Source organism: Candidatus Stygibacter australis (assembly GCA_030765845.1).
GTDB lineage: Bacteria > Cloacimonadota > Cloacimonadia > Cloacimonadales > TCS61 > Stygibacter > Stygibacter australis.
On the sequence record JAVCDJ010000015.1, the window covers coordinates 1 to 23,718 of the forward strand.

Annotated in this window: 19 protein-coding genes; 4 read left to right on the plus strand and 15 right to left on the minus strand. The window is 38.0% G+C overall.

The window, feature by feature from the left end; all coding sequences use genetic code 11:
* From RAO94_00730 to RAO94_00755, 6 genes are all read right to left on the minus strand, one after another.
* A partial coding sequence (locus RAO94_00730; GenBank protein ID MDP8320852.1) for a hypothetical protein occupies positions 1 to 671 on the minus strand: 671 nt, incomplete at its 3' end.
* Positions 672 to 753: 82 nt separating this feature from the next.
* Positions 754 to 3,108: a T9SS type A sorting domain-containing protein gene (locus RAO94_00735; protein MDP8320853.1), complete on the minus strand. Its 2,355-nt coding sequence runs from the start codon at positions 3,106 to 3,108 to the stop codon at positions 754 to 756.
* A 100-nt stretch (positions 3,109 to 3,208) separates the two neighbouring features.
* A complete protein-coding gene (locus tag RAO94_00740) occupies positions 3,209 to 3,406 on the minus strand; it encodes a hypothetical protein (GenBank protein MDP8320854.1) in 198 nt (65 codons plus the stop codon).
* 228 nt (positions 3,407 to 3,634) lie between these two features.
* On the minus strand, positions 3,635 to 3,829 hold the full coding sequence (locus tag RAO94_00745; protein ID MDP8320855.1) for a hypothetical protein: 195 nt from the start codon (positions 3,827 to 3,829) through the stop codon (positions 3,635 to 3,637).
* A 282-nt stretch (positions 3,830 to 4,111) separates the two neighbouring features.
* Positions 4,112 to 4,339: a hypothetical protein gene (locus tag RAO94_00750; protein MDP8320856.1), complete on the minus strand. Its 228-nt coding sequence runs from the start codon at positions 4,337 to 4,339 to the stop codon at positions 4,112 to 4,114.
* A 57-nt stretch (positions 4,340 to 4,396) separates the two neighbouring features.
* A complete protein-coding gene (locus RAO94_00755) occupies positions 4,397 to 5,140 on the minus strand; it encodes a hypothetical protein (GenBank protein ID MDP8320857.1) in 744 nt (247 codons plus the stop codon).
* Between the two features lie 488 nt (positions 5,141 to 5,628).
* Here RAO94_00755 and RAO94_00760 point away from each other — a divergent pair, with 488 nt between their 5' ends.
* From RAO94_00760 to RAO94_00775, 4 genes are all read left to right on the plus strand, one after another.
* Positions 5,629 to 7,725, plus strand: coding sequence for a S9 family peptidase (locus tag RAO94_00760; protein MDP8320858.1), 2,097 nt, complete (start codon positions 5,629 to 5,631; stop codon positions 7,723 to 7,725).
* Between the two features lie 38 nt (positions 7,726 to 7,763).
* Positions 7,764 to 10,196: a type I pullulanase gene (gene pulA, locus RAO94_00765; protein MDP8320859.1), complete on the plus strand. Its 2,433-nt coding sequence runs from the start codon at positions 7,764 to 7,766 to the stop codon at positions 10,194 to 10,196.
* Between the two features lie 298 nt (positions 10,197 to 10,494).
* Entirely contained in the window at positions 10,495 to 10,623 is a 129-nt protein-coding gene (locus tag RAO94_00770; GenBank protein ID MDP8320860.1) for a hypothetical protein, read from the plus strand.
* A 126-nt stretch (positions 10,624 to 10,749) separates the two neighbouring features.
* Entirely contained in the window at positions 10,750 to 11,148 is a 399-nt protein-coding gene (locus RAO94_00775; protein MDP8320861.1) for a thioesterase family protein, read from the plus strand.
* A gap of 29 nt (positions 11,149 to 11,177) precedes the next feature.
* Here RAO94_00775 and RAO94_00780 read toward each other — a convergent pair whose 3' ends face one another.
* The 9 genes from RAO94_00780 to RAO94_00820 all read right to left on the minus strand — a co-directional run.
* Complete coding sequence (locus tag RAO94_00780; protein ID MDP8320862.1) at positions 11,178 to 11,858, minus strand: RloB family protein; 681 nt, start codon at positions 11,856 to 11,858, stop codon at positions 11,178 to 11,180.
* Positions 11,851 to 13,122 carry an ATP-binding protein gene (locus tag RAO94_00785; protein ID MDP8320863.1) on the minus strand — a complete coding sequence of 424 codons (1,272 nt, stop codon included), beginning with the start codon at positions 13,120 to 13,122 and terminating at the stop codon, positions 11,851 to 11,853. Before RAO94_00785 ends, RAO94_00780 begins: the two co-directional genes overlap by 8 nt.
* A 124-nt stretch (positions 13,123 to 13,246) precedes the next feature.
* The gene (locus RAO94_00790) at positions 13,247 to 16,267 is read right to left on the minus strand and encodes a BamA/TamA family outer membrane protein (GenBank protein MDP8320864.1); all 3,021 of its coding nucleotides are present in this window, start codon (positions 16,265 to 16,267) and stop codon (positions 13,247 to 13,249) included.
* Positions 16,268 to 16,269: 2 nt separating this feature from the next.
* Positions 16,270 to 17,169 carry an MlaD family protein gene (locus RAO94_00795; protein ID MDP8320865.1) on the minus strand — a complete coding sequence of 300 codons (900 nt, stop codon included), beginning with the start codon at positions 17,167 to 17,169 and terminating at the stop codon, positions 16,270 to 16,272.
* Between the two features lie 4 nt (positions 17,170 to 17,173).
* Positions 17,174 to 17,902 (minus strand): ATP-binding cassette domain-containing protein, encoded by a 729-nt coding sequence (locus tag RAO94_00800; protein ID MDP8320866.1) that lies wholly within the window; start codon positions 17,900 to 17,902, stop codon positions 17,174 to 17,176.
* Positions 17,899 to 19,194: a tRNA (N(6)-L-threonylcarbamoyladenosine(37)-C(2))-methylthiotransferase MtaB gene (mtaB, locus tag RAO94_00805; GenBank protein ID MDP8320867.1), complete on the minus strand. Its 1,296-nt coding sequence runs from the start codon at positions 19,192 to 19,194 to the stop codon at positions 17,899 to 17,901. Before mtaB ends, RAO94_00800 begins: the two co-directional genes overlap by 4 nt.
* A gap of 15 nt (positions 19,195 to 19,209) precedes the next feature.
* Entirely contained in the window at positions 19,210 to 21,000 is a 1,791-nt protein-coding gene (gene aspS / locus RAO94_00810) for an aspartate--tRNA ligase (GenBank protein MDP8320868.1), read from the minus strand.
* A 148-nt stretch (positions 21,001 to 21,148) separates the two neighbouring features.
* Positions 21,149 to 21,739 (minus strand): hypothetical protein, encoded by a 591-nt coding sequence (locus RAO94_00815; GenBank protein MDP8320869.1) that lies wholly within the window; start codon positions 21,737 to 21,739, stop codon positions 21,149 to 21,151.
* 16 nt (positions 21,740 to 21,755) lie between these two features.
* Positions 21,756 to 23,718, minus strand: a 1,963-nt coding sequence (locus tag RAO94_00820) for a DNA gyrase C-terminal beta-propeller domain-containing protein (GenBank protein ID MDP8320870.1), incomplete at its 5' end; no start/stop codon positions are given.

A 23,718-nucleotide genomic window follows, 5' to 3' on the forward strand; every position in this document is an offset into this window, starting at 1 on the left:
CCCCCCCCCCCACTGGCTGATGAACCCCCTTCGCAATGATTATTAGTTACAGTAACATTATCTATTACTACCAAATTGATTCCCCGGCATAAATGTATTCCACCACCATAAGGGGAATTACCTGTAACAGTATTATTACTAATTTCCACATTTCGTATGATAATATCCTGCCAAGTAGGATGTATCATATTATATATATCTCCATCACCATAAATTCCACCTCCCCGAGGATGATATTCAGATTCTGATATATTATTCCTTATCTTTAAATTCTCCAGTTTTGCTCCACTTCGAAAAATGTGTATTCCTCCCCCTCGATAAAAATTCCCATTCCTGATAACAAAGCCACATAAATAGCTGAGAGTATCTTCTCCGCTTTCCATTCGTACTACGCTATCATTATCCCAACCATCAATGATAGTTGCTTCGATTGTTGATTGATATCCGGTAAAAATGTATTCTGAAGTTACAGTGATTTTCTTCCCCAGAAAGTTGATATTTTCATAATAAGTTCCAGGTGCAACTAATACGGTGTCCGTATCTACTGCCAGATCTATACCGTCCTGAATAGAGTAAACATCATTATCCCAGTCAGGAACATCAATCAACACACTATGCAGGTTTATAGCGAGGACAGTTAATAACAATATTAATAATAAAGTTTTTTTCATATCATCCTTCTTGGTTAGAATCCTGACGCCCCGTAAGAGACGCCAGGATTTTCGAGTCTCGAGTTACGAGTTTCGAATCACGTTACTTAATGAGAACAACCTTGTTAGTAAACAGCTCATCATTGATTTTAAGTCTTACAAAATACATACCTGATCCAACCCTATGTCCGTTATCATCCTTTCCTTTCCAGACTATACTATAATCATCAGGTCTGAATGTTTCGTCAGCTAAGGTTCTGACCTTTTGACCCTTTACATTGTATATCATGATCTGAACTTCTGAAAGTTCTTCCAATGAGAAAGAAACCGTAGTTTCCGGATTAAATGGATTGGGATAACAACAGAAATTATAGGGAACAGGTTCGATTGTTTCGCCTTTATTGAAGCTTAGAGTATAGAATTCACCGGGTTGTCCGGTAAATAAGGTATTACTTACAACAGGATAGCCGTTCTCATGAATTTGATAACTATCTTTTCGTTCATTTTCTCCTCTGCCATCATACCAGAACTCAAATTCAATCTCCTGTCCCTGATCTTCTTCCAGTATATATGCACATATCTGACAATTCAATCCTTCCACTACTTCAGCGCCCTGGCATCCACCGCCAACGTAAACAGCTACTTCATCAGGAACATCTGCCGGATCAAACTCCACGAAAATGGGAAGGTAATCAATCTCCTCTTCCCATTCGAAGTGTACAGCATAAGGTCTAATGATCGGTTCTGTATCGTCTCTGGAACTTTGCCATGGGAAACTTTGAGCACTGGTAGTTTTTAGTACTACCATATCAGTATAATTTAGATAAAGATCATCAGGATCACTGCTCCAGGGATCGCCTGTTGTCGCTCTACTTGTAGCCCATCTCTGAGTCTGGATCTTCACGCAGTCATTCAAAACAGCACTGGGTAGAGCATCTTCTGCAGACTGAGTATCATCAGGAAAATATCCTACCCAGGTATCCGCTCCTGCTGCAGTAGAAACGTCTTCTTCGTCGTCTACATCATCTCCTCTGGTAAATAATGCTGCATCGCTATCTTCCAGATTATAGATTTTGTAACCTTTCAAACTTGATAGATTTCCTGTACCTGACCAGGTATCAAAGAACTCGTCACTATCTTCATCAAGTCCATAGAACCAGGGATTAGTACCGCAGGTTTCATTAAACCAGCCGCAACTATCAGGTATATCATTCCAATGCCATCTTACTAAAGCTGTACTTACGCTTTGTCCTATATTAGAAGATCCTTCATTAACAGGCAATTGATCAAAACATATCCAGTTCCAGTTTGAACGCATTTGAAAGGGAGGTGTACCAAAGAGCGGCCACTCATATTTATACTGTTCATGATAGGCATAGCCCATATCTGCCATAGATCCATCATCGTCATCATAAGTAGAAGATCTGTTGCCTGCATCAATGCAGGGACTCAAGTAATCCAAAGTATAATCATCACCAGCAGCATTAACAAATTCAGGATCATCATTAATATTCTCATCTCCTGGATAAACGGTGTTTCCATCAACACAACTATAAGTTACGTCATAATCCGCAGGTATCTGAGGTGTGCTGTCATTATCCCAGATTATACTGTTGATAATTGTAAGGTCTATATCTTCTGTTCCTGCTGCTTCATATATACCCCCTACACCATTGGTCGAATTATTATCTGCAATAGTGACTTTATCCATGTTAATTATCAGATCATATCCGGGATATTCTTGATTCATACCCATGGCACCTCCGTCCTCAGTTGCTGTGTTTTCATAAATCAAAACATTCTCTGCAGTAACTGTTGTTTCTTCATCAGTGGATTTTAAATAAATTGCACCACCGTATTTAGAAGTGTTATTTGCGAATATTACATTCTCTAAAGTCAAATCACCATCCATAAATCGTATTCCACCACCATTGATTTCGTTTGCAATTCCTGTTGTATTATTATAGATTGAAGTATCAGTAATTATTAAATCTGCACACCAGGAATTTATACCTGCACCAGAGGAAACAGAAGTGCAATCTCTGATTTCACATTCTTCAATCTTAATAGTTCTATCGCATGATACATGTATTCCTGCACCTGAGCCACCGTAACCATTGATAAGTGTCAATCCTCTTAATGTAGTAGTTGTATTACAATTCGAAGTGAAGTAAATACATTCTTCTGAATCATCTCCATCTACAATAACATCTCCTGTTCCACAATGTTCTATCGTCAAACCTATATTTCCGATAGTCAGATGTTCATAAGTACCGGGATACACATAGATAGTTTCTTCATTACTGGCATTGTCTATGGCATCCTGAATCTCATCAAAAGTAGTTACACCCCATCCTGGAGTGGCTGCGGTATAATCATCATCTACATAAAGCCTAGCGCTTAAAAGCAGCGGGATTAGCATAATTAGTGCTAAAACAAATTTTTTATCTTTACACATTATTATCTCCTGTGTATTTTTAAATCAGGTATTTTGTTAGACCAGCTGCCTGTTCATTCCAAGTGTTCAGGCAACACTTTATTTATGATATTTAATTCAATTAATATAACCATTTAGTATTCAGGATATTTTTATAATAGTTGGCTTCAAAAAAATGAAGACTTTCACCATTGCTGAGGGCTGTAACAGCTAATGTAATTATGTTAAATGGATCAAGTGCTGTCCAGGTACCTAGACCTTGAACAGTACTATCAACATACCAATTGGCAGTTAAAAAACTGTAACTGATAACAAACATAATAAACTCCTAAATACTTTATAAAAGTTTTATTATTTCTCTCCCTGTCAATATAAATAAGACAGGAAGTTCGATTTCGCTGAAAATCAGATTCTGATTTTCTCACCAAAATCACCGTCAGCCATAGCCGCATAGGTCTAACAGCTTCTTATTTCCAAACGTTTCCTTATGCATGTCTCCTCCTTTCTTTCTATTTGCTAAATTTATAGCAATGGAAAGTGAAATTACCTATAATAGGAATATAAAAAGTTCTCCATCAATTTCAAGTACGTAGAATTCATCGTCATAAACAACAATCGTAACTCCAGGATCATTAAGGCTTCCAGTATAAACCGGAAGATTTGAGTAATCGATAGGTGATGAATTCAACATATTAAAAAAAAGGGCTTGGGCTAAGATAATTACAAAAATAATCTTTTTCATTTTACAATCCTTTAATGTATTTACATATTAGTGTATTATGGAGTGAAAATGTTGCCGCAATACGGTGATAATCTTAATTTAATTACTATTTAATTTATTTATATATGTAACTTACATCAAATATATCTTTAGATTGCGTAAGTCTTCAAGCAGAAGAGCAGGAACATTTCTATGAAACTTCCTGCTCCTACCACCGGATGCCCCTTTTTCCCTGTCATAGGGAAGGAAAGTATGAGATTACACAGACAGTATATTTCCTCCTCTATTCCACTCTCTATAATTTCATCTGATCTTTTTTGAATATTTGAATTTAACTTCTTTGTTAATAAACGAGTTAAGTCCATCACCAGCATCAGCCAATTGCTTCATCATATTAATATTACCTTGACCGGCTTTTTCACTTCTATACTCATAAACAGAGCCATCCCTGAACTGGACTCTGATCCAGTCCTGACCATATTCATAAGCTGACACACCAGAGTCATGGTCAATATCACGATACTTTTGCATAATACATCTCCTTTTTGTTTTTTCTATCCACTTCGGCATAATTCAAATTTAGCAATGTTATTCATCCTGATAGTTGTCACATTCAGCTTTCCATAATTTATAGTATCTACTTAATCCTGTTTTGTCTCCACCTTTAAAATGACCTCCATTTTTCATTTTGTTAATCCATAAAATAAATTGATTAGCATATTCAGGTTTCCAATGATGTATAGTAATTAGATAGTTTTTTATGGAAGTTGTATTTAGTTCAATCCCATATTTAAAAAATGTACGAATATAAGTCTTGGCAAAATTATCATCAGATGAATGAGCTAATCCATCACCGATATTTATCTGGTTTGATAACTTATCAAGGGCAACTTTGAGAATACATGGCAGATCAGTTTTTGGTAATGATGATTGACCATTTCCATCATAGCTTATATTCCACCTTAGCATCCATTTTTCCAATTCACCTTTGTGGTTTTCAACTGCCAAAATATATGAAACACCTGTAATTGAGTCAATATGATCTGCTTCTAAATCTGATAAGTAAACAACCACTACCACATCATTAAGTTTGGGAGACTTATATGTCTTTAGTGATTCAATATATATTCTGACTCCCCTATATGAGTGAGTCTTATTAATATGATTAATAGTGGATCTGCCCAGAGATTGATCTAAGGCTAAACTATCTTTGACACCTGTTAAAATTACAAGTCTTGAATCTTTAGCCAGCTCTAAACCGGTATCAATTGCTTCTTTTAATGCACTATGATTTTTATCATATTCTGTAATAACAACCCTCTGTGTTATCATAAACCATACCTCCACACTTTGTTTTTATTCATACTATTCATTACATTAGTGCAAATTTTCTGAAAATGTTGCCGCAATAGGGAAATTAAGTGAGAAGTCCCCCTTCGTGCAAGAATGCGGAGGATTTGCAATGTGAAGTGAGACGTTAGAAGGGATGTCAGGAATCTAATCATCAAAGAGGAAAAGCCAAAACCTTCCGGATGGTCGAAGACCTCCTGAATGGTTGACCTGAGTCGCCTAAATGTAACATGCATGTATAGATTAAAAACAGTTGCCACCATCCCGGAGGTTTCCAACCATCCGGGAGGTAGTTTAATTTGGAGGAATTATGGTAGACCACCCGGTTGACTTCTATTATGCCGCTATCTCCAATAATTATAGTTAGTTAGGGCTAAAATAATGTGTGAAAACAAGGAGATGCCAGAATTCTAATCACGAAAGAGGAACAATTATTGCATTATAAAAATAAAAAAGAATGAGCAGGAAATATGAAATATCGTAATACCCTGATTATCATAATGCTTTCAGCCGTTTTATGGTTGATTGCAGCACCAGATCCTCCCATCGCTAATATGGTCTATCATGAAAATGTCGTCCATGGTGACACACTTGTCGATGAATATTGCTGGCTAAAGGATAAATCCCGTACCGATCCTGAAGTATTAGAATATCTCCAAATGGAAAATGATTACACCCAGGCAATGATGTCATCAACCCGGGGATTGCAGGATACTCTGTATAATGAATTTCGCAGCCGCATTCCTGATGAAGACAGTAGCATACCCTATAAACTGGGAAACTACTGGTATTACAGCCGGGAAGAGCCCGGGAAACAATATTCATTATACTGTAGAAAGTATAATGAAATGACTGCGGAAGAAGAGGTATATTTTGATCAGAATCTACTTGCAGTAAATAAGGAATACCTGGCAGTTAGCGGGATGAAAATATCAACTGATGAAAATATGCTGGCCTATCTTGCTGATTACACAGGGGCTGAAGTATATAATCTCTATATAAAAAATATACAAAGTGGAGATCTCCTGGCAGATAGTCTTGCCAATGTGGATGATATCTGCTGGGCAAATGATAATGAAACCCTCTTTTATTGTACTTCTGACGAATCAGGGAGAACAGATAAGGTCTGGTGGCATCGTCTGGGAACAGAATTCAATACTGATGAACTGATTTACGAAGAACCTGACAGCTCATTTTACTGCTATGTGTATAAAAGCAAGAGCCGGGAATATATCATCGTGGGCACTTCTTCCAAGACCAGCTCCGAGATCAGAATACTCAAAGCAGAAAATCCCTGGGGCGAGTTGCAGCTTGTGGAACCCAGGCGTCCTGATATTGAATATTATCTTACTCACCACGAAGATGAATTCTTCATCAGTACTAATGAAGATGCTAAGAATTTTAAACTGATGCGGGTAAATGAAAATACCCCTCAGCGTAAATACTGGCAGGAATTTATTCCTCATCGTGATAATGTAACCTTCAATATTTCCATCTTCAGAACTCATCTAATTTTATTCGAAACTGAGAATTATCAGAACAGGATCAGGGTGATCGGCTTAGATAATGATGAAGATTATCTGATCATGCCACCTGATGAAACTGCTATTCTGTATTCAGGATTTATGCCTGAATATAACAGTACCAGTTTCAGGTACCTGGTGGAATCTATGCAGTCGCCCTGGCGGAGCTATGAATATGATCTGATAACCAGAGATCAGATCCTGCTCAAAAAACAGCAGGTTAATGGCTATCAGGACGGAATTTACGTATCTGAAAGGCTATATGCAACTGCTGCCGATGGTGAGCAGATTCCCATCTCAATTGTCTATAATAAGGATACTTTCAGCCGGGATTGTAAACACCCCATGTTCCTGACAGCTTATGGAGCTTATGGTGATAATAGTAATCCTTATTTTTCAACTACAAAACTCAGTCTTTTGGATAGAGGTTATAGCTGGGCAATTGCCCACGTGCGTGGTGGGGGAGAAATGGGCAGACGCTGGTATGAAGCCGGCAGAATGGAGCACAAAAAGAATTCATTTACTGATTTCATTGCCTGCACAGAGTATCTGATAGCAGAAAATTACACTTCCTCAGAGCAACTGGCGATTGAAGGTGCCAGTGCCGGGGGTTTGCTGATAGGAGCCGTGATGAATATGCGTCCTGATCTATATGAAGTAGTGATCGGTGATGTCCCCTTTGTGGATATGATGAATACCATGCTTGATCCCACGCTTTCGGCAACTGTCTCTGAATATGAAGAATGGGGCAATCCCAATATCAGATCTGAGTTTGAATATATGCTGTCATACTGCCCTTATTATAATGTCAAAGCACAGGACTATCCCAATATCCTCCTGCTGGGTGGATTTTATGACCCGCGGGTTAATTACTGGGAGCCAGCCAAATTATGTGCCAAATTACGCAGAATGAAGACTGATGACAACCTGCTGCTGCTCAAGATCAATGATGCCGGGCATGGCGGTTCTTCCGGCAGGTATGATTATCTCAAAGAGATTGCCTTCGAATTTGCCTTTATCATTGACAGGTTGAGCGCTAATTGAAATAAGCCGGATTATAAAAAATTAGCAGGAGTGTGAATGTGCAGCATCCGGTAGTTGCCTATATTGATGATTTTGAACTTATTAGTGTCACCATCTCGCAGACAGATGAAAAGATGACATTTGATCCTGAAAGTTTTCTCCTTCAAAATGAAAATAATCAGAAAATAAATATAATTTTAGCAGATATTGAACCCCGGGAACTTCATGTTACAGGTGAATTCTATAACTGGAAAATCCTTCCTGAAGGCAGGATGCATTGGGATTCTAAGTCACATTACTACTATTGTGAACTCCCTCTTGATCTGGTTAAAGATAAAGCTTTCAAATTCATCGAAAATAGATTTATCTGGTACCCTCATGGTGAGAATCTTCGCATTAATGATAATTCTGGCAGTTTCTATCAAAAGGGATGTATGACCTGTGGAGACAAAGTACGCTTTATCCTTAAGAATAACATGTTCGGTTTTCAAAGTTTCAAGGTATTTTTGAAAACTGAACAGCAACTTATGCCAGACCAGACTTATTATCTCAGCTATCAGGGAAAGAACAGAATTAAGCTCCTCAACCGGGATATATTCAATCAGCCGGGTTTTTATTACAATAAAACTGATCTTGGTTTTAACTGGACTTCCCAGCGAACAATATTTAAGATCTGGAGTCCCGTTGCTGACGAAATGAAAGTATTGCTATTTAAAGATGCCAACCAGCAGAAGCCATTTCAGATTGAGTCCATGCAGCGAGCTCAAAAGGGAGTCTGGCAGGCAGAACTCCAGGGAGATTTCCAGAATTGCTATTATCTTTATGAGATCAGGATTGATTCTAATACTTATCGCCAGATAGATCCTTACAGCCGCGCCCTCTCTATAAACAGCACGCATTCAATGATATTTAATACTCAGAATACATATCCCAAGGGATGGGATGAACAAGATAATTTCACCCTTAATAGTCCCGTGGATGCCATCATCTATGAATTACACGTCAGGGATTTCTCCATTTCTCCTGCTTGGCAAGGACCCGAAAATACCCGTGGTAAATTCCTCGGACTTACCTGGTCTGGTACAATTGACAAACCCGATAAAACAATTACCATTGGACTTGATCATCTTAATGAATTAGGAGTTAACGTTATTCAATTGCTGCCTGTTTTTGATTTTGATACTGTAGATGAAACTGGTAACGACCCGCAAAAATTACGTAACTGGGGTTATGATCCAAATTCATATAATGTTCCCGAAGGCAGCTATGCTATAGAACCTGATACCATCCAGAGACTGGTGGAATTTCGCCAGATGATCATGGCCCTGCATAATAATGGCTTCAAAGTTGTGATGGATGTGGTTTATAATCACACGGCAAATGTAGGTGCACCATTTTCCGTCTTTGATACCTTTATGCCGGAATATTTTTATCGCATGGATAATGCCGGGCATTACACAAATGGTTCTGGCTGCGGGAATGAAATTGCTTCAGAAAAACCAATGGTGCGAAAATATATCATTGATTCCCTGCGCTACTGGCTCACAGAATTCAAGATTGATGGCTTCCGCTTTGACCTCATGGGACTCATGGACTTGCCCACTATGAAACAGATTGTTAAAGAACTAAAAAAGCTCAAACCTGATGTACTGCTTTACGGTGAACCCTGGGCTGGAGGTGCTTCTCCGCTGGAAAATCCCGCTATCAAGGGTACCCAGAAAAATCAGGGTTTTGCCGTGTTCAATGATCATTTCCGGGATAGTGTCCGCGGGGATACAGACGGCACAGCAAGGGGTTGGGTGATGGGAGAATTTCAGCTTAAACCTCAGATGATAAATGCCATTATGGGAAGTATTGATGATATTACTGCTTCTCCCACTGAAACAATAAACTACGTCTCTGCGCATGATAATTACACCTGGTTTGATAAAATAATCAGAACCCTGCCAGATCTTAGCATCAATGACCAGATCAAAACTGCCAGATTAGGACTTGCTGTCACTCTCACCAGTCAGGGGATTCCTTTCCTGCATGCCGGCTCAGAATTTCTGCGTACAAAAAGAGTTCCTGGTGCCAGTGAAGATGACATCAGAAATTCCTATAAAGCCAATGATGAGGTTAATCAGATCGACTGGGAGTGCAAAATTACTTACTATGATTTTTATGATTATATAAAATCCCTGATCGCACTCAGAAAAAAATATTCTGCCCTCAGATTGCGGACAGCTTTCCAGATCAAAAAAAGAATTTCAATTGTAAAAAAAGGTGTCCCCAAAAATCTCATCGCTATCTATATAAGTGGACTCAACAAAGATACCGACCTCATGATCATCCACAACCCCACTCTCAAATCAGTTGATTTAAAACTCCCCGAAGGCATCTGGCGCATAATATTTGATGATAATTACAAGTCCCGCCAAATAGAAGCAACCCACTTAGAATCATCCCTCACAATACCCCACCTATCCACAACCATCCTCGAACTGGACTAAATTATAATTTTGACTATCTGACTGGTCATATTTGTATAAAAGATGACTATTCAAATGGTCAGTATCTTATTGAAAATGACTTCTTAAGTTGTCATTCCCCAACTAAAATTATCAAAAGAATATAATCCATATAACATATTTCATCAAATTCCTGTATTAACGTATCATTTATAGTAAATATTAAGCTGACTTCAAATTGAACAACAAAGCACATACTGACATTTTTTTGTTAGATAGTGCTAAGTTGTTCCTCGTTAATGACACTTAATTAGCTCTATGAAAGGGATAGAAGGATGTTTTGGAAGCGAAAAGGGCAAAAAATTGCGGGAAATATGGAAAAATCAAAAAAAATGGTAAAAACGGTGAAAAAACAGAATTTGCAAAGAAGAACATGTGTTTATGTGGTGGCAAATATTTAGAGTATTAAAATGATAGTATTGCATGCGCAGGATAGATGGGGAATGCTTCTGTGGAAGAAACAGACAAAACTTGACAGATAGGGTAGCGGATTTTGAGATAGAAGCAGAAAGAAAATTAGAGTAAGGAGATTGCCATGGTGCATGAATACAAGCGTAGAGTATTTGGCTATGAATGCGATATTTATGGTCATTTGAATAATGCAAATTATCTGCATTTATATGAAGAGGCGAGGTCGATATTTCTGGAGGATGTTGATCTGCCGATCCGTAAACTGCAGGAACGGGGAATAGCGATCTATATAACAAAAGTAGAGTTAGAATTTATAAAGGGTATTCAATTGGAATCAGAAGTATTGGTTAAAAGCTGGGTAGTTTCAGGGAGCAGATTACGAGGTTTATGGCAGCAGGAAATGTATGTGGATGATGAATTATGCAGCCGCATTACAATCGAGGGAGTGTATGCTAATAATGGCAAACCTCGCAGGCTACCACGTGATATTTTTGAGATTTTTGAGCGGAGTATTGAGAAGTAGGGATTAGAAGTTAATATTTTAATAGATAGTTATTTAGTATATGTAAGTAAAAAGTTGCTGATAAAAACACAGAGTTGATTTTCATTAAGGCAATTAAAGAAATCGTTTTCATTGATCTCTTTTACTTTATTGCATAAAATAAGACCGAACAATGTGAAGAACTGGCAATAGTGATATTTATCGTTATTTTTAAGTTTGAAGCTGTTTTTTGCAGCGGATAATAAATGAGTTTTCAATAAGTTATATAAGCCCTGACCTGATTTGGAATAATAGAAAATCTTGGACTTTTCATAAGCAGGAATAATCTTCAATATTTCAGGTTTTAGAGGCTGTTCATTTTTCCAGGTTTTAAAATATCTGGCTGAAAAGTTAGCTTTATGCAGATAGAACCAGTATTCAAAACAGGGTTGAGATTCAATAATGTGGACATTTTCGTATTTTTGAGCAAATTGCATAAAATTCTGATATTTTGTCTTTTCTGCACCATCAAGTTTTGTATCCATATCAACCAAGCAGAAAATGTAGTCATAGATGTCTTGGGAGAGGAGATTTTGGAGTTTGTTTTTCATACCAACAAGATTTCTTCCTTCTTTAGGAAAAATATCGAAATTAATTCTTTCAGCGGATTTTAATTGCCGCAAATACCAGCCTTCAGTATCTCCTTCCGATATAATAGCAAGAGAGAGTGATAAAGGGCGAAGTTTATTCATTATCTTCTACAGGTAAAATTGCTGAACCGAGTACCGGTTTAGCGGAGAATTTACCAACTTTATAGGCACGATAGAAATTGAGTTCTTTTCTGATATCGAAATCTTTGAGTGAATACAATTCAGTAGAACCATCATCACGTTTATTGGTGAACCAGATAACGTCTTTACGGATATCTTCCTGATCTTCCAGAAAAGGCAGGTAGTGAGAAGTGAAGATAAGCTGAGAATTCTTTGTATTAAGCATAAAAGAATCAACGAAGAATTGGAATAACTCAGGGTGTAGAGAAGACTCTAATTCATCAATTATGAGAATCCCACTATACTTTTGAAAGTAACTGAGAATGACTGCATAGTTAAAATAAGTGTTGGTACCAGCAGATTCCAGATTCTCATTAAGTGGATATTCCTTATCTCCATCTTTTGTTTTTATCAGATGATTAAAAGTAATTTCTTTTTGTTCGAGCATTTTCTTGATCAAGTCTTCATTATCAGTTTTCATTTGATTGATAATTTCTTCTGGTATCTCCATTTTATCAACACTATAATCGGAGATATTATAATCTGCTCTTTTTAGATATTCAATAACATTAGACTTTAATTCTGGGTTCTCTTGAAGTATAATAAATGCAATATCTCTTAATCTCTCTTTTGATGAGTAGATTGGTTTTAAATGAGAAAAAAACCACTTTCGAGAAAGTAATAGTGTTTGTTCATCAAGTTCTACTTTCCCTACAGTGGCTAAAAGACTTCGATTCTTTATTAAGTAGCTTTGCAAAGCAGATTTAATTTTACCACTAATCTTAATTTTGCTTCCGAAATCTAGTTTTGATACTCCATTTTTATTTACGATACGAGTATAAACTTCAGCTTTATTGGGATTATAATGATACAATTCTTCCCTTAATATCTGAGTATCATTAAATATTATTTTATAATCAAATCGCATTTCATGATAGAATGATATTTCAAAAACAGAAGCATTATTTCTTGAGGTATGATCGAAGGCAAAGGCAGATCGATAAATTTTATCTTCTTTCTTTTGTTCATCAGTTATAACAATATCACGTAAATGCTTCATTGAAATTAATAAATTTGTTTTACCCGAAGCATTTGCACCGAATATGCCAGCCATTTTTAGAATTTTATATTTACCCAAAGTTTCTATATAGAAATTTTCTTGATTCTTGTCTGAATTGGCAATGAAAGAAATTGTCTCTTTCTCTTTGAAAGAGAGATAATTTGTGACACTGAAACTTAATATCATAATACTTCCTTAATTTATATGGTCAAAATGTAATTTAGTAAAAATAGCTGTCAATATATTTATTGAATCAAATATGCAAATAAATTGCAAATAATGATGGTAAACTAAATTTAATGAGGAGTTTTTAGAAATCTTCGATAAGCCAGATGTAGTATTTTGGCTTTGATGTATTAGTGAGATCGGTTGCCCAGGAGATATCAAATTTCAGGACGAAGTAACCCATGTTCATCCGAGGACCGAACCCGAACCCCATTTTGGGATCTACCAATGTACCTTTTGTTGAGAATTTAAAATCATCACCTTTATTCCAGACTGCCCCGAGATCAACAAAGGCAGAACCACGAATTCCATAAAGTCTGATCGGCAGGGGGAATGCGAGAGAGAGATTATCAATGAGAGGGAATCTAAATTCTGTGCTTAACAGGATTTTATTTTTACCGGTGAGTTCATCATCATCGAATCCGCGCACACCGTAGAAACCTGCCAAGTCAAATTCACTGGAAATATCACCATCAATCCAACCCGCAAGAAAGCGGTTTGCCCAGGCATATCGTTTAGCAAAAAAGAAATATTTACGAAGATCGGTATAAGCAGAGGAATATGATTCATCAGTGGAGAAGGCATGTCTGAGATTTAGATAACCCTTCCAGCCGGAAACAGGACCAACGTTGCCATAAAGCGAGTTATCATGAATGAAGCTGATCTGGGGTGCCAGCATCCATGCTTCTTCATTTGTATTAAGTCCTAAGTCATCGGGCAGAGTTTCTTCTATCCATTCATTGTGATAATCATCCCACCAGTCTCGATATATCTGCTGATGTAAAAAGGCGACTTGAAGTTCTGTGCGCCAATATTTATCAAAGGGATGAATGAATGCGCCAAAAAAACCTAGCTGACAAGTACGTTTTCGGAAATAATCATTGGAAATATTATTATCATAATAGATTTGATAGATGGTTTCATCATTAAGGTAGAAAACTCCACCACCGTAATCATTTCTGTGTTCCAAGTTCAAATATTGCAGCAGGATAGATGAATTTTCGATACTGCCAGTAATATTCAGGCTGGTATAAACTGAGTGATTTCCTAGTATATCTGAAGCCCAGAGGTCCAGCATGGCATAAGTTCCCGAGGAGCCGTATGCAAGTCCACCCCATAAGTAATCTACTTTCAGCTTTGTTTTATAGGGAGCAATCTCTGGCTCATTGGGTAACTCAGGCATGCGATCTATCTGGCGATTATATTCCACGATAGTAGTATCAGGGCCAAAATCAATATCAATGTCATACATTTTTGCCAGTTCAGGATCAATCTTGCTTTTGGAACTGCGTTTTTTAAAGGCAAGATTGGTTTTGCCAAAATTGCGGATACGGTCAATATCGAACATTTCCCAGAAATCATCATTGAATTCAACCTGCATCGGGAATTCATAATCAGTCCACACAAGGCTATCAAGAGGAGCGGAGATTTGATATATATCCCAGGCACCATTATAGAAGCAGGAAAGAATTAGATTTTCGTCTTCAGGACTAAGGTCAAAGCTAAGAACCCCCGAGATGAGACTGGTTACCTGAGCCTGAGCAGCATTGATGATATCGACGATTTTAATATTTGCTACCTGATCTTCATGTGAAATATAGAGGATCTGAGAAGAATCAGAATTCCATTCGGGATTATAGCAATCGCTGCTGCTGTGGGTAACCTGATAGAATTTAGTAAGGTTCAGATCATAATAATAGATATTCTGGATACAATTATCAAAGATATGGATTTTATCCTGAGCGGTGATAGGAATGCGTTCTGAATAGAAGGCGATTTTTGTGCCATCAGGTGACCAGCGAGGTGCTCCATCATAATAGCGATCATCAGTTAATCTTTGCAGGTTTGCAGTTTTCAGGTCATAGACAAAGATGTCTGAATCTGTGTCTTTGATGCCACTGAAGACAATTTTATTACCATCAGGTGAAATATCAATTTCGTGAATCACTTTGACAGAATCAAATTTTATGGTTCTGATAATATCACCACTATCAGTATCCAGACAATATATGCGGTCACCAAAAGAAGTATTGGCAGCAAAGGCAATAGTGGTGCTATCGGGGAACCAGGCGATATTATTTTTCTTAAAATGAAATTCTTCTATTTTGCCATTAACTCCGCTGCGTATAAGCTGAGTAGTTTTTTCCAGATCAAGCCTGTCTTTAAGGAAAATAGCATCAGTGATTTTTTTATTGGAAAACCAGGTATAGTGTATACCATCAGGCGACCAGCGGGGTGCCATATTCATAGAAGAGCCATCTTTTTCTGAGAAAGTGAGTTTTTCGCAGGCTTCATCAGGTGCCTGGTAGTCATTATAGATCTGGAAGTATTTGCGTTTAAGATAGTTTTCCCAGCGAGTTTGCAGGTCAATAAAGGTTAAATTGAAGATCTTTTTGGTAAAGTTATCAGATTTTGTTATTCTGGCAGAGTAAAAAATTTCCATAACTTTATCTCTACCATATTCATCTTCAATAAATTTAAGGAATGATTCACCTTCGCGATAAGCATAATATCCACCTACTTCATTGAGATTGATCAGGTTATTATTATAGATCAAATCCATAATGAACATGTTATTATAAACGCTTTGACCGTTAACGGAGATAAATTCCGGTAATCCTTCAGAAAGCCAGAAGGGAAGTGAGCGAGTAGACATTCTGCTGCTGTAGGAAGATGAGAGTTCATTAACATAGGCATGCGTTAATTCGTGGATAAGAGTGGATTCCATTTCGCGATAGCTGCCCGAAAAAGGCATTACCACACGATTTTGCATACTTTCAGTGAAGCCACCAACACCTTCAGAGAGCAGGTTTGAGATGACATTGGTTGCCTCAAAATCTTCGTGTGAATTATAGAAAATTATCGGTATCCGCTGTTTAATGGGAGTGCGGAAATCATCTCTCAGATAATAATAAGCTTCTTCTGCACAAAGGGCTACTATCTTGCCAAAATTATTATCATCACTGGGATAATAGATGTCAAAGTGCATTGTCTGTATTTTATTCCAGTTGGTTTTTTCTGCCTGGATTTTGTTCTTACCATAATATTGGGCAGAAAGAGAGAGTGAAATAAGGAGATATAAAAATAAAAATAATGATTTTTTCATAATTAAAACATCTTTATACTAAGGTACTTTTTAGGATTTTTTTTGATATTCTGGATGAGACTGTCCAGGCTGGCAGTGGAGCGCAGCAGATTCTGATATAATTCGTCATCTTGCGTGAGTTCTGAGAAAGTCGAGTCTTTATTTTGGATCTGCTCAGCAATTATATTGATCTTTTCTGAAAGCAGACGGATAGAATCACTGGTATGAGTCAGATTTGTAATTAATTCATTAGAGCCGGAAATAGTACTATCGATATTATCTTTGTTTCTGGAGATAATATCGGCAATTTGCTGACTGGTCTGGGTGAGGATAGTGACTGTAGTAGTGAGATTCTCATCGTTTTTTATTATGAAATTATTGGCATTATGCAAAAATAACTGAAGACTGTCCGCTGCCTGAGAATATTTATCAAAAACATTGTCAGGATCGTTGAAACTGGAAAGTAACTGCTGTAATTCCTGGATCATTTTACTGGCTTCTGAAGTGAGGGAAGTCAATCCTGCGATAAATGTCCCTTGCTGGATTTGTGATGTCTCAAGCAGTTGTGAACCTGTGCCTGGCTGAATAATAACTCTGGTGCTACCCATTAGTGAAGTATCCTTGATGGAAAATGTGGTTCCTGTTCTGAGAGGTTCCTGCAGTTTTACTGATACAGAAACAAGCACTTTGCTACCTTTAAGGCTGATATCAGTAACTTTTCCACTATTTATTCCCAAGATGAGCACTCCATCACCGAGTTCTAAACCAGATACTTCAGGGAAAGCAATGGTAAACTGAGTGAGATCACCCTTTTCCAGATAATTAGTGAGCCAGAGATAACCTGAAACAAGTATAACAAGACTGACGATTACAAATAGACCTACTCGGAAGCTTGTCTGATTCTGCTTTTCATTAAATTTCATAGTTTTACCTTTCTGTGGAATACAGAAATTTCTTTATCCTTTTATCCTGAACATTTTTATAATTGTTATAGTTACCGTCAAAGATAATATTATTATCTGCCAGCATCACAATCCTGCCGGAAATTTTCTCGATGCAATATAGATCGTGAGTAACAATCACGGTAGCAGTGGAATGAGTGTGGTGGAGCTTACTGATCAGACTAATGATCTCAGATGCCATCACAGGATCAAGACCTGTAGTGGGTTCATCATATATAATGTACTGCGGGTTAGTAATAATGGCTCTGGCAAATGCGACCCGCTTTTTCATTCCTCCGCTTAATTCTGCTGGCATTCTATGAAGAATATCTGTAAGCCCAACCAGTGCCAGCTTTTCTTTCACCAGTTTTTCTATTTCCTGGTGAGAGAGTTTTGTGTGCTCAAATAAAGGCAAAGCAACGTTCTGAAAGACATTCATGGAATCCAGAAGGGCACTTCCTTGAAATAGCATGGCAAGGTTTTGACGTATCTTGATGGCATCCGGTTTACTGCTTTCTACTAATTGTTTACCATCAATAATAACTTTTCCACTATCAGGGATTAATAAGCCGGCGATGATTTTCATCAATACGCTTTTACCGCACCCGCTTTGACCAACTACAAGAATAGTTTCTTTATCATTTATATCAAAACTAATATTCTCAAGAACTACCTGTTTATCAAAGGAAATGCTGACATTTTTTATCTGGATCAAGAGAACACCTCAATAATTAAGTCGTCACCGACGGAATTTACAGGAATTCCGCGTACCAGATCGCCAACTGTGCCTGAGTCCTTTGCACAGTGTATCCTGATGTAATGATCGCTCAAGCCGGAAATTCCATGGATTGATTCGCTTTCTATTATTGCTTTTAGAATCACTTTGTTATCGATTAGTTTTTGTCGATAGGCAGCTTTTTTTTGACCTGATAATGCCGTAAGTTCCTGAACACGTTGATGACTGACTGTACCATGAACCTGTTCCGGCATATCAGCAGCAATTGTATTTGGTCTGCGAGAATAGGGGAACACATGGAAATATGCTAATGGTAATTCTTCCAGAAAAGACCTGGTTTCAAGGAAGATTTCATCAGTTTCACCAGGAAGTCCAACTATCACATCAATTCCAATTGCAGCATAAGGAGATATTTTATTCAGCTCAATAATAAGTTTTTTAAACTCATCTTGTGAATATTTTCTTCCCATGTTGTGAAGAATATTGTCACTTCCAGATTGCATAGGTATATGAAAGTGAGGACATATTTTATCATTGCTCTTGATTAAATTTATGAGATTCTCTGTAAATAATTGTGGTTCAATAGAAGATAATCTGATAAGTTCGATCCCGGGAATAGTTTGAATATCCATGATAAGGTCTGTCAAATAGTAATTATCATTTTTGTCATAACCATATAATCCCAGATTGACACCAGCCAGAACAACTTCCCTATACCCATTATCAGCCAGAATATTGATCTGTTGTATAATATTTTGCGGATTGCGACTGCGAGAAGGTCCACGTGCAAGAGTGACAGCACAATAAGCGCAATTATAATCACATCCATCCTGAACTTTGATAAAAGCTCTGCTCCTATTCAGCATTGAAGAGGTTGTTTGTTCAGCAAAATTATGCTCATTTTTAATATCGGCAAAACCGGGATCTTCCAGGGATTGCAGTATCTGATAGATCATATTTTTGTGATTATTATCAATAATATAGTCTATAGGTCCCAGTTTATCTATGTCATTATAGTTCAATTGAGCATAACATCCGGTGACAATTATCATAGAATCTGGTCGTTTTTGCTTATGATCTAATGCTTTTCTGATAGCATTTCGGCTCTTATAATCGGTTCTATTTGTAACTGTACATGAATTAATCAGGTAAACATCTGCCTCTTGATTGAAACGTACCTGTTCCCATCCAGCTTGAATAAAATCATTTATGATGCAGATAGTCTCATATTGATTTATCTTGCAACCATAGGTGAGTGCAGCTATTCTCATCTGATCAGGAGACCATTAATCTTCAATCTCAGTAATACTGATACCCAGTTCTTCAAGCTGCAGAGGATCTACAATACCTGGAGCATCACTCATCAAATCAACTGCCTGCAGGGTTTTTGGAAATGCGATAACATCTCTAAGGCTTGCAGCATATGTTATCAACATCACAAGACGATCAATTCCCGGAGCAATCCCACCGTGGGGAGGAGTTCCATATTTTAGGGCATTAAGGAAAAAGCCAAATTTCTGCTGTAATTCGTCTTCTTCAAACCCCAATACATCAAAAATCTTTCGCTGAATATCAAGGCGATGACAACGAATACTACCTGATGAGAGTTCCATTCCATTACAGACCAGGTCATAGAGCTGACCTTCAATCTGGTCGATTTTAGCCTCATCATCAAAATAATCAAGATGCTCTTCACGTGGCATCGTGAACATATGATGCATTGTTTCCCATTTTCCAGTATCTTCATTTTTCTCAAATAGCGGGAAATCAGTAATCCAGAGAAAATTAAATTCTTTTGGATCATAGAGTTTAAGCTCTCTGCCAAATTGGTTTCTGATCTCAGCCAGAACTTTAAATACAATCTTTTCAGTATCTGCGGCAAAAAGAATGAGGTCACCATCATTTGCTTTGGTGACGCTAAGTATATTCTGAACTTCCTTTTCCGAGAGGAATTTACTTATCCCGGAAGTGAGACCGCCAGATTCAACCTTACAGTATGCCAATCCCTTACCACCGAGATGCTTGGCAATATCAGTAAGATTATCTATCATTTTGCGGGAATAACTGGCACATCCGGGAGCAACTACGCAACGGACTGAACCACCACTCTGCAACGCTCCGCTGAATACTTTAAATTCACTTTTTGCCAGGATAGCAGAAAGATCAATAAGTTCCATCCCAAAGCGCAGGTCTGGTTTATCAATACCAAAACGCTCCATTGATTCACGATATGTAAGTCTTGGGAAGGGAATAGGTAGTTCGATATCAAGGCATTTTTTATATATATAGTGAAATAATTCTTCATTGATCGTGAAAATATCTTCCTTGGTCACGAAGCTCATTTCCATATCAAGCTGAGTAAATTCTGGTTGTCTGTCAGCTCGCAGGTCTTCATCACGGAAGCACCTTGCTATCTGAAAATAGCGATCAAAACCTGAGACCATAAGTAACTGCTTATAAATCTGCGGGCTTTGGGGAAGGGCAAAGAATTTGCCTTTATGTATCCGACTCGGCACCAGAAAATCTCGTGCTCCTTCTGGAGTGCTTTTCATTAGCATAGGAGTTTCGATCTCAAAAAATCCTTTCCCACTAAGAAATTCCCGGATAGCAAAAACCACGTTATGCCGCATGATGATCTTATCTCTAAGAGCCGGACGCCGCAGATCAAGATAGCGATATTTTAGCCGCAGATTCTCATCAGCCATCAGCTTCTCATTTACCTGCACAGGTGGTGGGGCAGAATCATTTAAGATCAGCAGTTCAGAAGCTTCTATCTCAATACTTCCAGTAGGCATTGATTTATTAATATTTCCAGATTGACGTTCACGTACTATTCCCGTGACCGCTACTACATATTCATTTCTGATCTGATGAGCCTTCTGTTGCAATTCAGCGTTTTCAGGCTGGAAAACCACTTGGACAAGAGCAGTAACATCTCTCAAATCGATAAAGATCAAGCCTCCCAGATCACGACGTAGATGAACCCATCCCATCACTGTAACCTTTTCACCTACCAATTCTTTTGTAAGATTGGCAGCATAATGACTGCGCTTATTATTACTTAATAAATCAAGCATACTATCTCCAATATTCCTTTATTTTTATATTCTTTTAAGAAATTGAGAAAGAATTTCACTACACTGCAATTGTCAAGCCAGAAATATCTTACTGGTAAGAATAAAAAAAGCCCCGCTATATAACGGGGCTTTTTATTCATAAACTGACTCAACGCCTGAATTTCATTTGCTGAGTTTTATATATTAAAGTAAGTTCATCATTTTTGATGTTTGCTTTGGGAAAGAAGAGATAACCTGTACGTTTTGCCTGGGGAAAAATGTCACCAAAGGTGAAAGAATCACTGATCAGATTTCGTTTGGCTCTTCGCCATTGTTCAAGAGTATCTGTCTGATCATTTATGGTAACCATCTTTCTGTCATCCTGTTCATCAATGTTTCTCATCACCAGGTATTGTAATTCATTATGGAGTAAAATATCCTCGATTTGTTCTACTGTGAGCGGATCACTTTGATTGCCATCTTGATCCAGAAGCGCAAAATCACTGCTGATAACGTTAAGCTTTTTTCCAGAACGATTTTTCACAGTAACATAAAAAGTGGTAAAATAATCATTGAGATTTTGCGGTTCACGTACCCAGTAGCGGTTTTGAGCAACTACTTCCGCTTCATCATCCTGATATAGATATGCGTCATTGATCACCATCAATCCTTCCCCACCTATCGGCAGGTATCGGGAAGCACAACTTGCGATCAGCAACATGAGCACTACAATCAGAACAATCTGCAATAACGTTTTCATTTTTACCTCTATCTGTTTAGAACTCTATCTCTTCCTGTACTGCGGGACGATCTTTTTCATCGAGATTATTTTCGGATTCATCCTCATCAATATCATCTGTTTCTTCGATTTCCTCAGCTTCACTTTCATCATCAATGCCCTCATCAGAAGAATCAACGATAACTTCATTTTCGTCCTGTTCCGTATCTTCAGTTTCTATCTCATTGCCATTTTCATCACCCTCTTCACCATCATCCTCAGAATCATCTGGTGTGATCCGGGCAATATCATATACTTTGTCACCTTCATGAAGGTTGATCAGGCGTACTCCCTGAGTGGCTCTGCCAATCACAGATATCTTATCAACACTCAATCGAATGATCATGCCTTCCCGTGTAACGATCATCAGATCGTCATTATCAACAACTTCCAGCAGAGAGATCAGTTTTCCGTTACGGGCGCTTGTGCGAAGTGTGATCACTCCCTTGCTGCCACGTTTAGTTTTACCATAATCTTCCACAGGACTGCGTTTTCCATAGCCATTTTCACTTATTGCCAACAGGGTTCCTTCGCGTTTGATTATTACCATAGCCACTACTTCATCACCCTGTCTCAGGCTGATACCACGAACTCCACGGGAATTTCTGCCTACTGAACGTACATCGCTTTCATCGAATCTATTAGCATACCCAAATCTTGTAGCCAGAATTATGTTATTATCGCCGGTAGTCAGTTGGGAATCAATCAATTGATCACCTTCATCCAGATTAATGGCAATAATTCCAGTCACCCGAGGTCTGCTGTAAGCTTCTAAAACGGTCTTTTTCACAGTACCATGTTTAGTTACCATGGTGATATTCCAAGGTTGATTGAAGTCACGCACAGTCACAAATGATTCAATTTTTTCATTTTTTTCTATTTGCAGCAGGTTCACAATTGCCTTACCTCTGGCAGTACGACCTACTTTTGGCACCTTATGCACCTTGAGCCAGTAACACTTGCCCAGGTTAGTGAAGAAGAGAATATAGGCATGAGTAGAAGCCACAAAGATAGATTCAACAAAGTCTTCCTCTTTAAGATTTGATCCGGAAAGTCCTTTGCCACCACGTCCCTGCTTACGGTATGTATCGCTTGGAAGACGCTTGATATAGCCTTCATGCGATATCGTAACTACCATATCTTCATCAGCTATCATGTCTTCTGTTTCAATATCTGCTGAGCCTTCCAGAATTACTGTTCGGCGGGGATCATCATACTTGTTCTTTATTTCTAAAGTTTCTTCTTTAATGATTTCCATCCGTAATTCCCGAGTTGCCAGTATATTACGCAATTCTGCCACAGTAGCTATAAGCTGAGTATATTCGGCTTCTAATTTCTCACGTTCCAAGCCCGTAAGTTTCTGCAATCGCATATCCAGAATTGCTTTCGCCTGGATTTCACTGAGCTTAAATTTTTCCTGCAGGTTCGCACTGGCTTCTGCTGTACTGGCTGAAGCGCGGATAGTAGCAATGATATCATCAATATTATCAAGAGCGATACGCAACCCTTCTAAAATGTGCAAACGGCGTTCAGCATTATCCAGCTCAAATTTGGTGCGGCGAACAATCACTTCATGCCGGAATTTAATAAATTCCTCGATCATTTCTTTCAAGTTCAATACTCTGGGAATTCCACCAACCAGACAGCGGTTATTAACACTGAAACTGGACTGCAACTGAGAATATTTATACAGTTTATTTAAAACTGAGTTGCCTTCATGATTACGCTTGATGAGGATCACCAGTCGCATTCCCTGACGTCCACTTTCATCTCTGATATCAGAAATACCTTCTACTCGTTTTTCTTTTACCAGCTTCACTATTCTTTCTATCAATAGTGTCTTGCTCAGCATATACGGTATTTCCGTAACGATAATAGATTCAGCACCATTGTTTTTGGTCTCTATTCCTGCCTTGGCTCTACAAATCACTCTGCCATGACCAGTCTCAAAATAATCACGA

What these genes read in the sequence shown, in the direction of transcription:
- RAO94_00755 (MDP8320857.1), bottom strand. Translation starts at nt 5,140, where the DNA reads ATGATAACACAGAGGGTTGTTATTACAGAATATGATAAAAATCATAGT.
- RAO94_00745 (MDP8320855.1), bottom strand. Translation starts at nt 3,829, where the DNA reads ATGAAAAAGATTATTTTTGTAATTATCTTAGCCCAAGCCCTTTTTTTT.
- mtaB (MDP8320867.1), bottom strand. Translation starts at nt 19,194, where the DNA reads ATGAGAATAGCTGCACTCACCTATGGTTGCAAGATAAATCAATATGAG.
- RAO94_00790 (MDP8320864.1), bottom strand. Translation starts at nt 16,267, where the DNA reads ATGAAAAAATCATTATTTTTATTTTTATATCTCCTTATTTCACTCTCT.
- aspS (MDP8320868.1), bottom strand. Translation starts at nt 21,000, where the DNA reads ATGCTTGATTTATTAAGTAATAATAAGCGCAGTCATTATGCTGCCAAT.
- RAO94_00760 (MDP8320858.1), top strand. Translation starts at nt 5,629, where the DNA reads ATGAAATATCGTAATACCCTGATTATCATAATGCTTTCAGCCGTTTTA.
- RAO94_00750 (MDP8320856.1), bottom strand. Translation starts at nt 4,339, where the DNA reads ATGCAAAAGTATCGTGATATTGACCATGACTCTGGTGTGTCAGCTTAT.
- RAO94_00815 (MDP8320869.1), bottom strand. Translation starts at nt 21,739, where the DNA reads ATGAAAACGTTATTGCAGATTGTTCTGATTGTAGTGCTCATGTTGCTG.
- RAO94_00795 (MDP8320865.1), bottom strand. Translation starts at nt 17,169, where the DNA reads ATGAAATTTAATGAAAAGCAGAATCAGACAAGCTTCCGAGTAGGTCTA.
- RAO94_00780 (MDP8320862.1), bottom strand. Translation starts at nt 11,858, where the DNA reads ATGAATAAACTTCGCCCTTTATCACTCTCTCTTGCTATTATATCGGAA.
- RAO94_00785 (MDP8320863.1), bottom strand. Translation starts at nt 13,122, where the DNA reads ATGATATTAAGTTTCAGTGTCACAAATTATCTCTCTTTCAAAGAGAAA.
- RAO94_00740 (MDP8320854.1), bottom strand. Translation starts at nt 3,406, where the DNA reads ATGTTTGTTATCAGTTACAGTTTTTTAACTGCCAATTGGTATGTTGAT.
- RAO94_00775 (MDP8320861.1), top strand. Translation starts at nt 10,750, where the DNA reads ATGGTGCATGAATACAAGCGTAGAGTATTTGGCTATGAATGCGATATT.
- RAO94_00735 (MDP8320853.1), bottom strand. Translation starts at nt 3,108, where the DNA reads ATGTGTAAAGATAAAAAATTTGTTTTAGCACTAATTATGCTAATCCCG.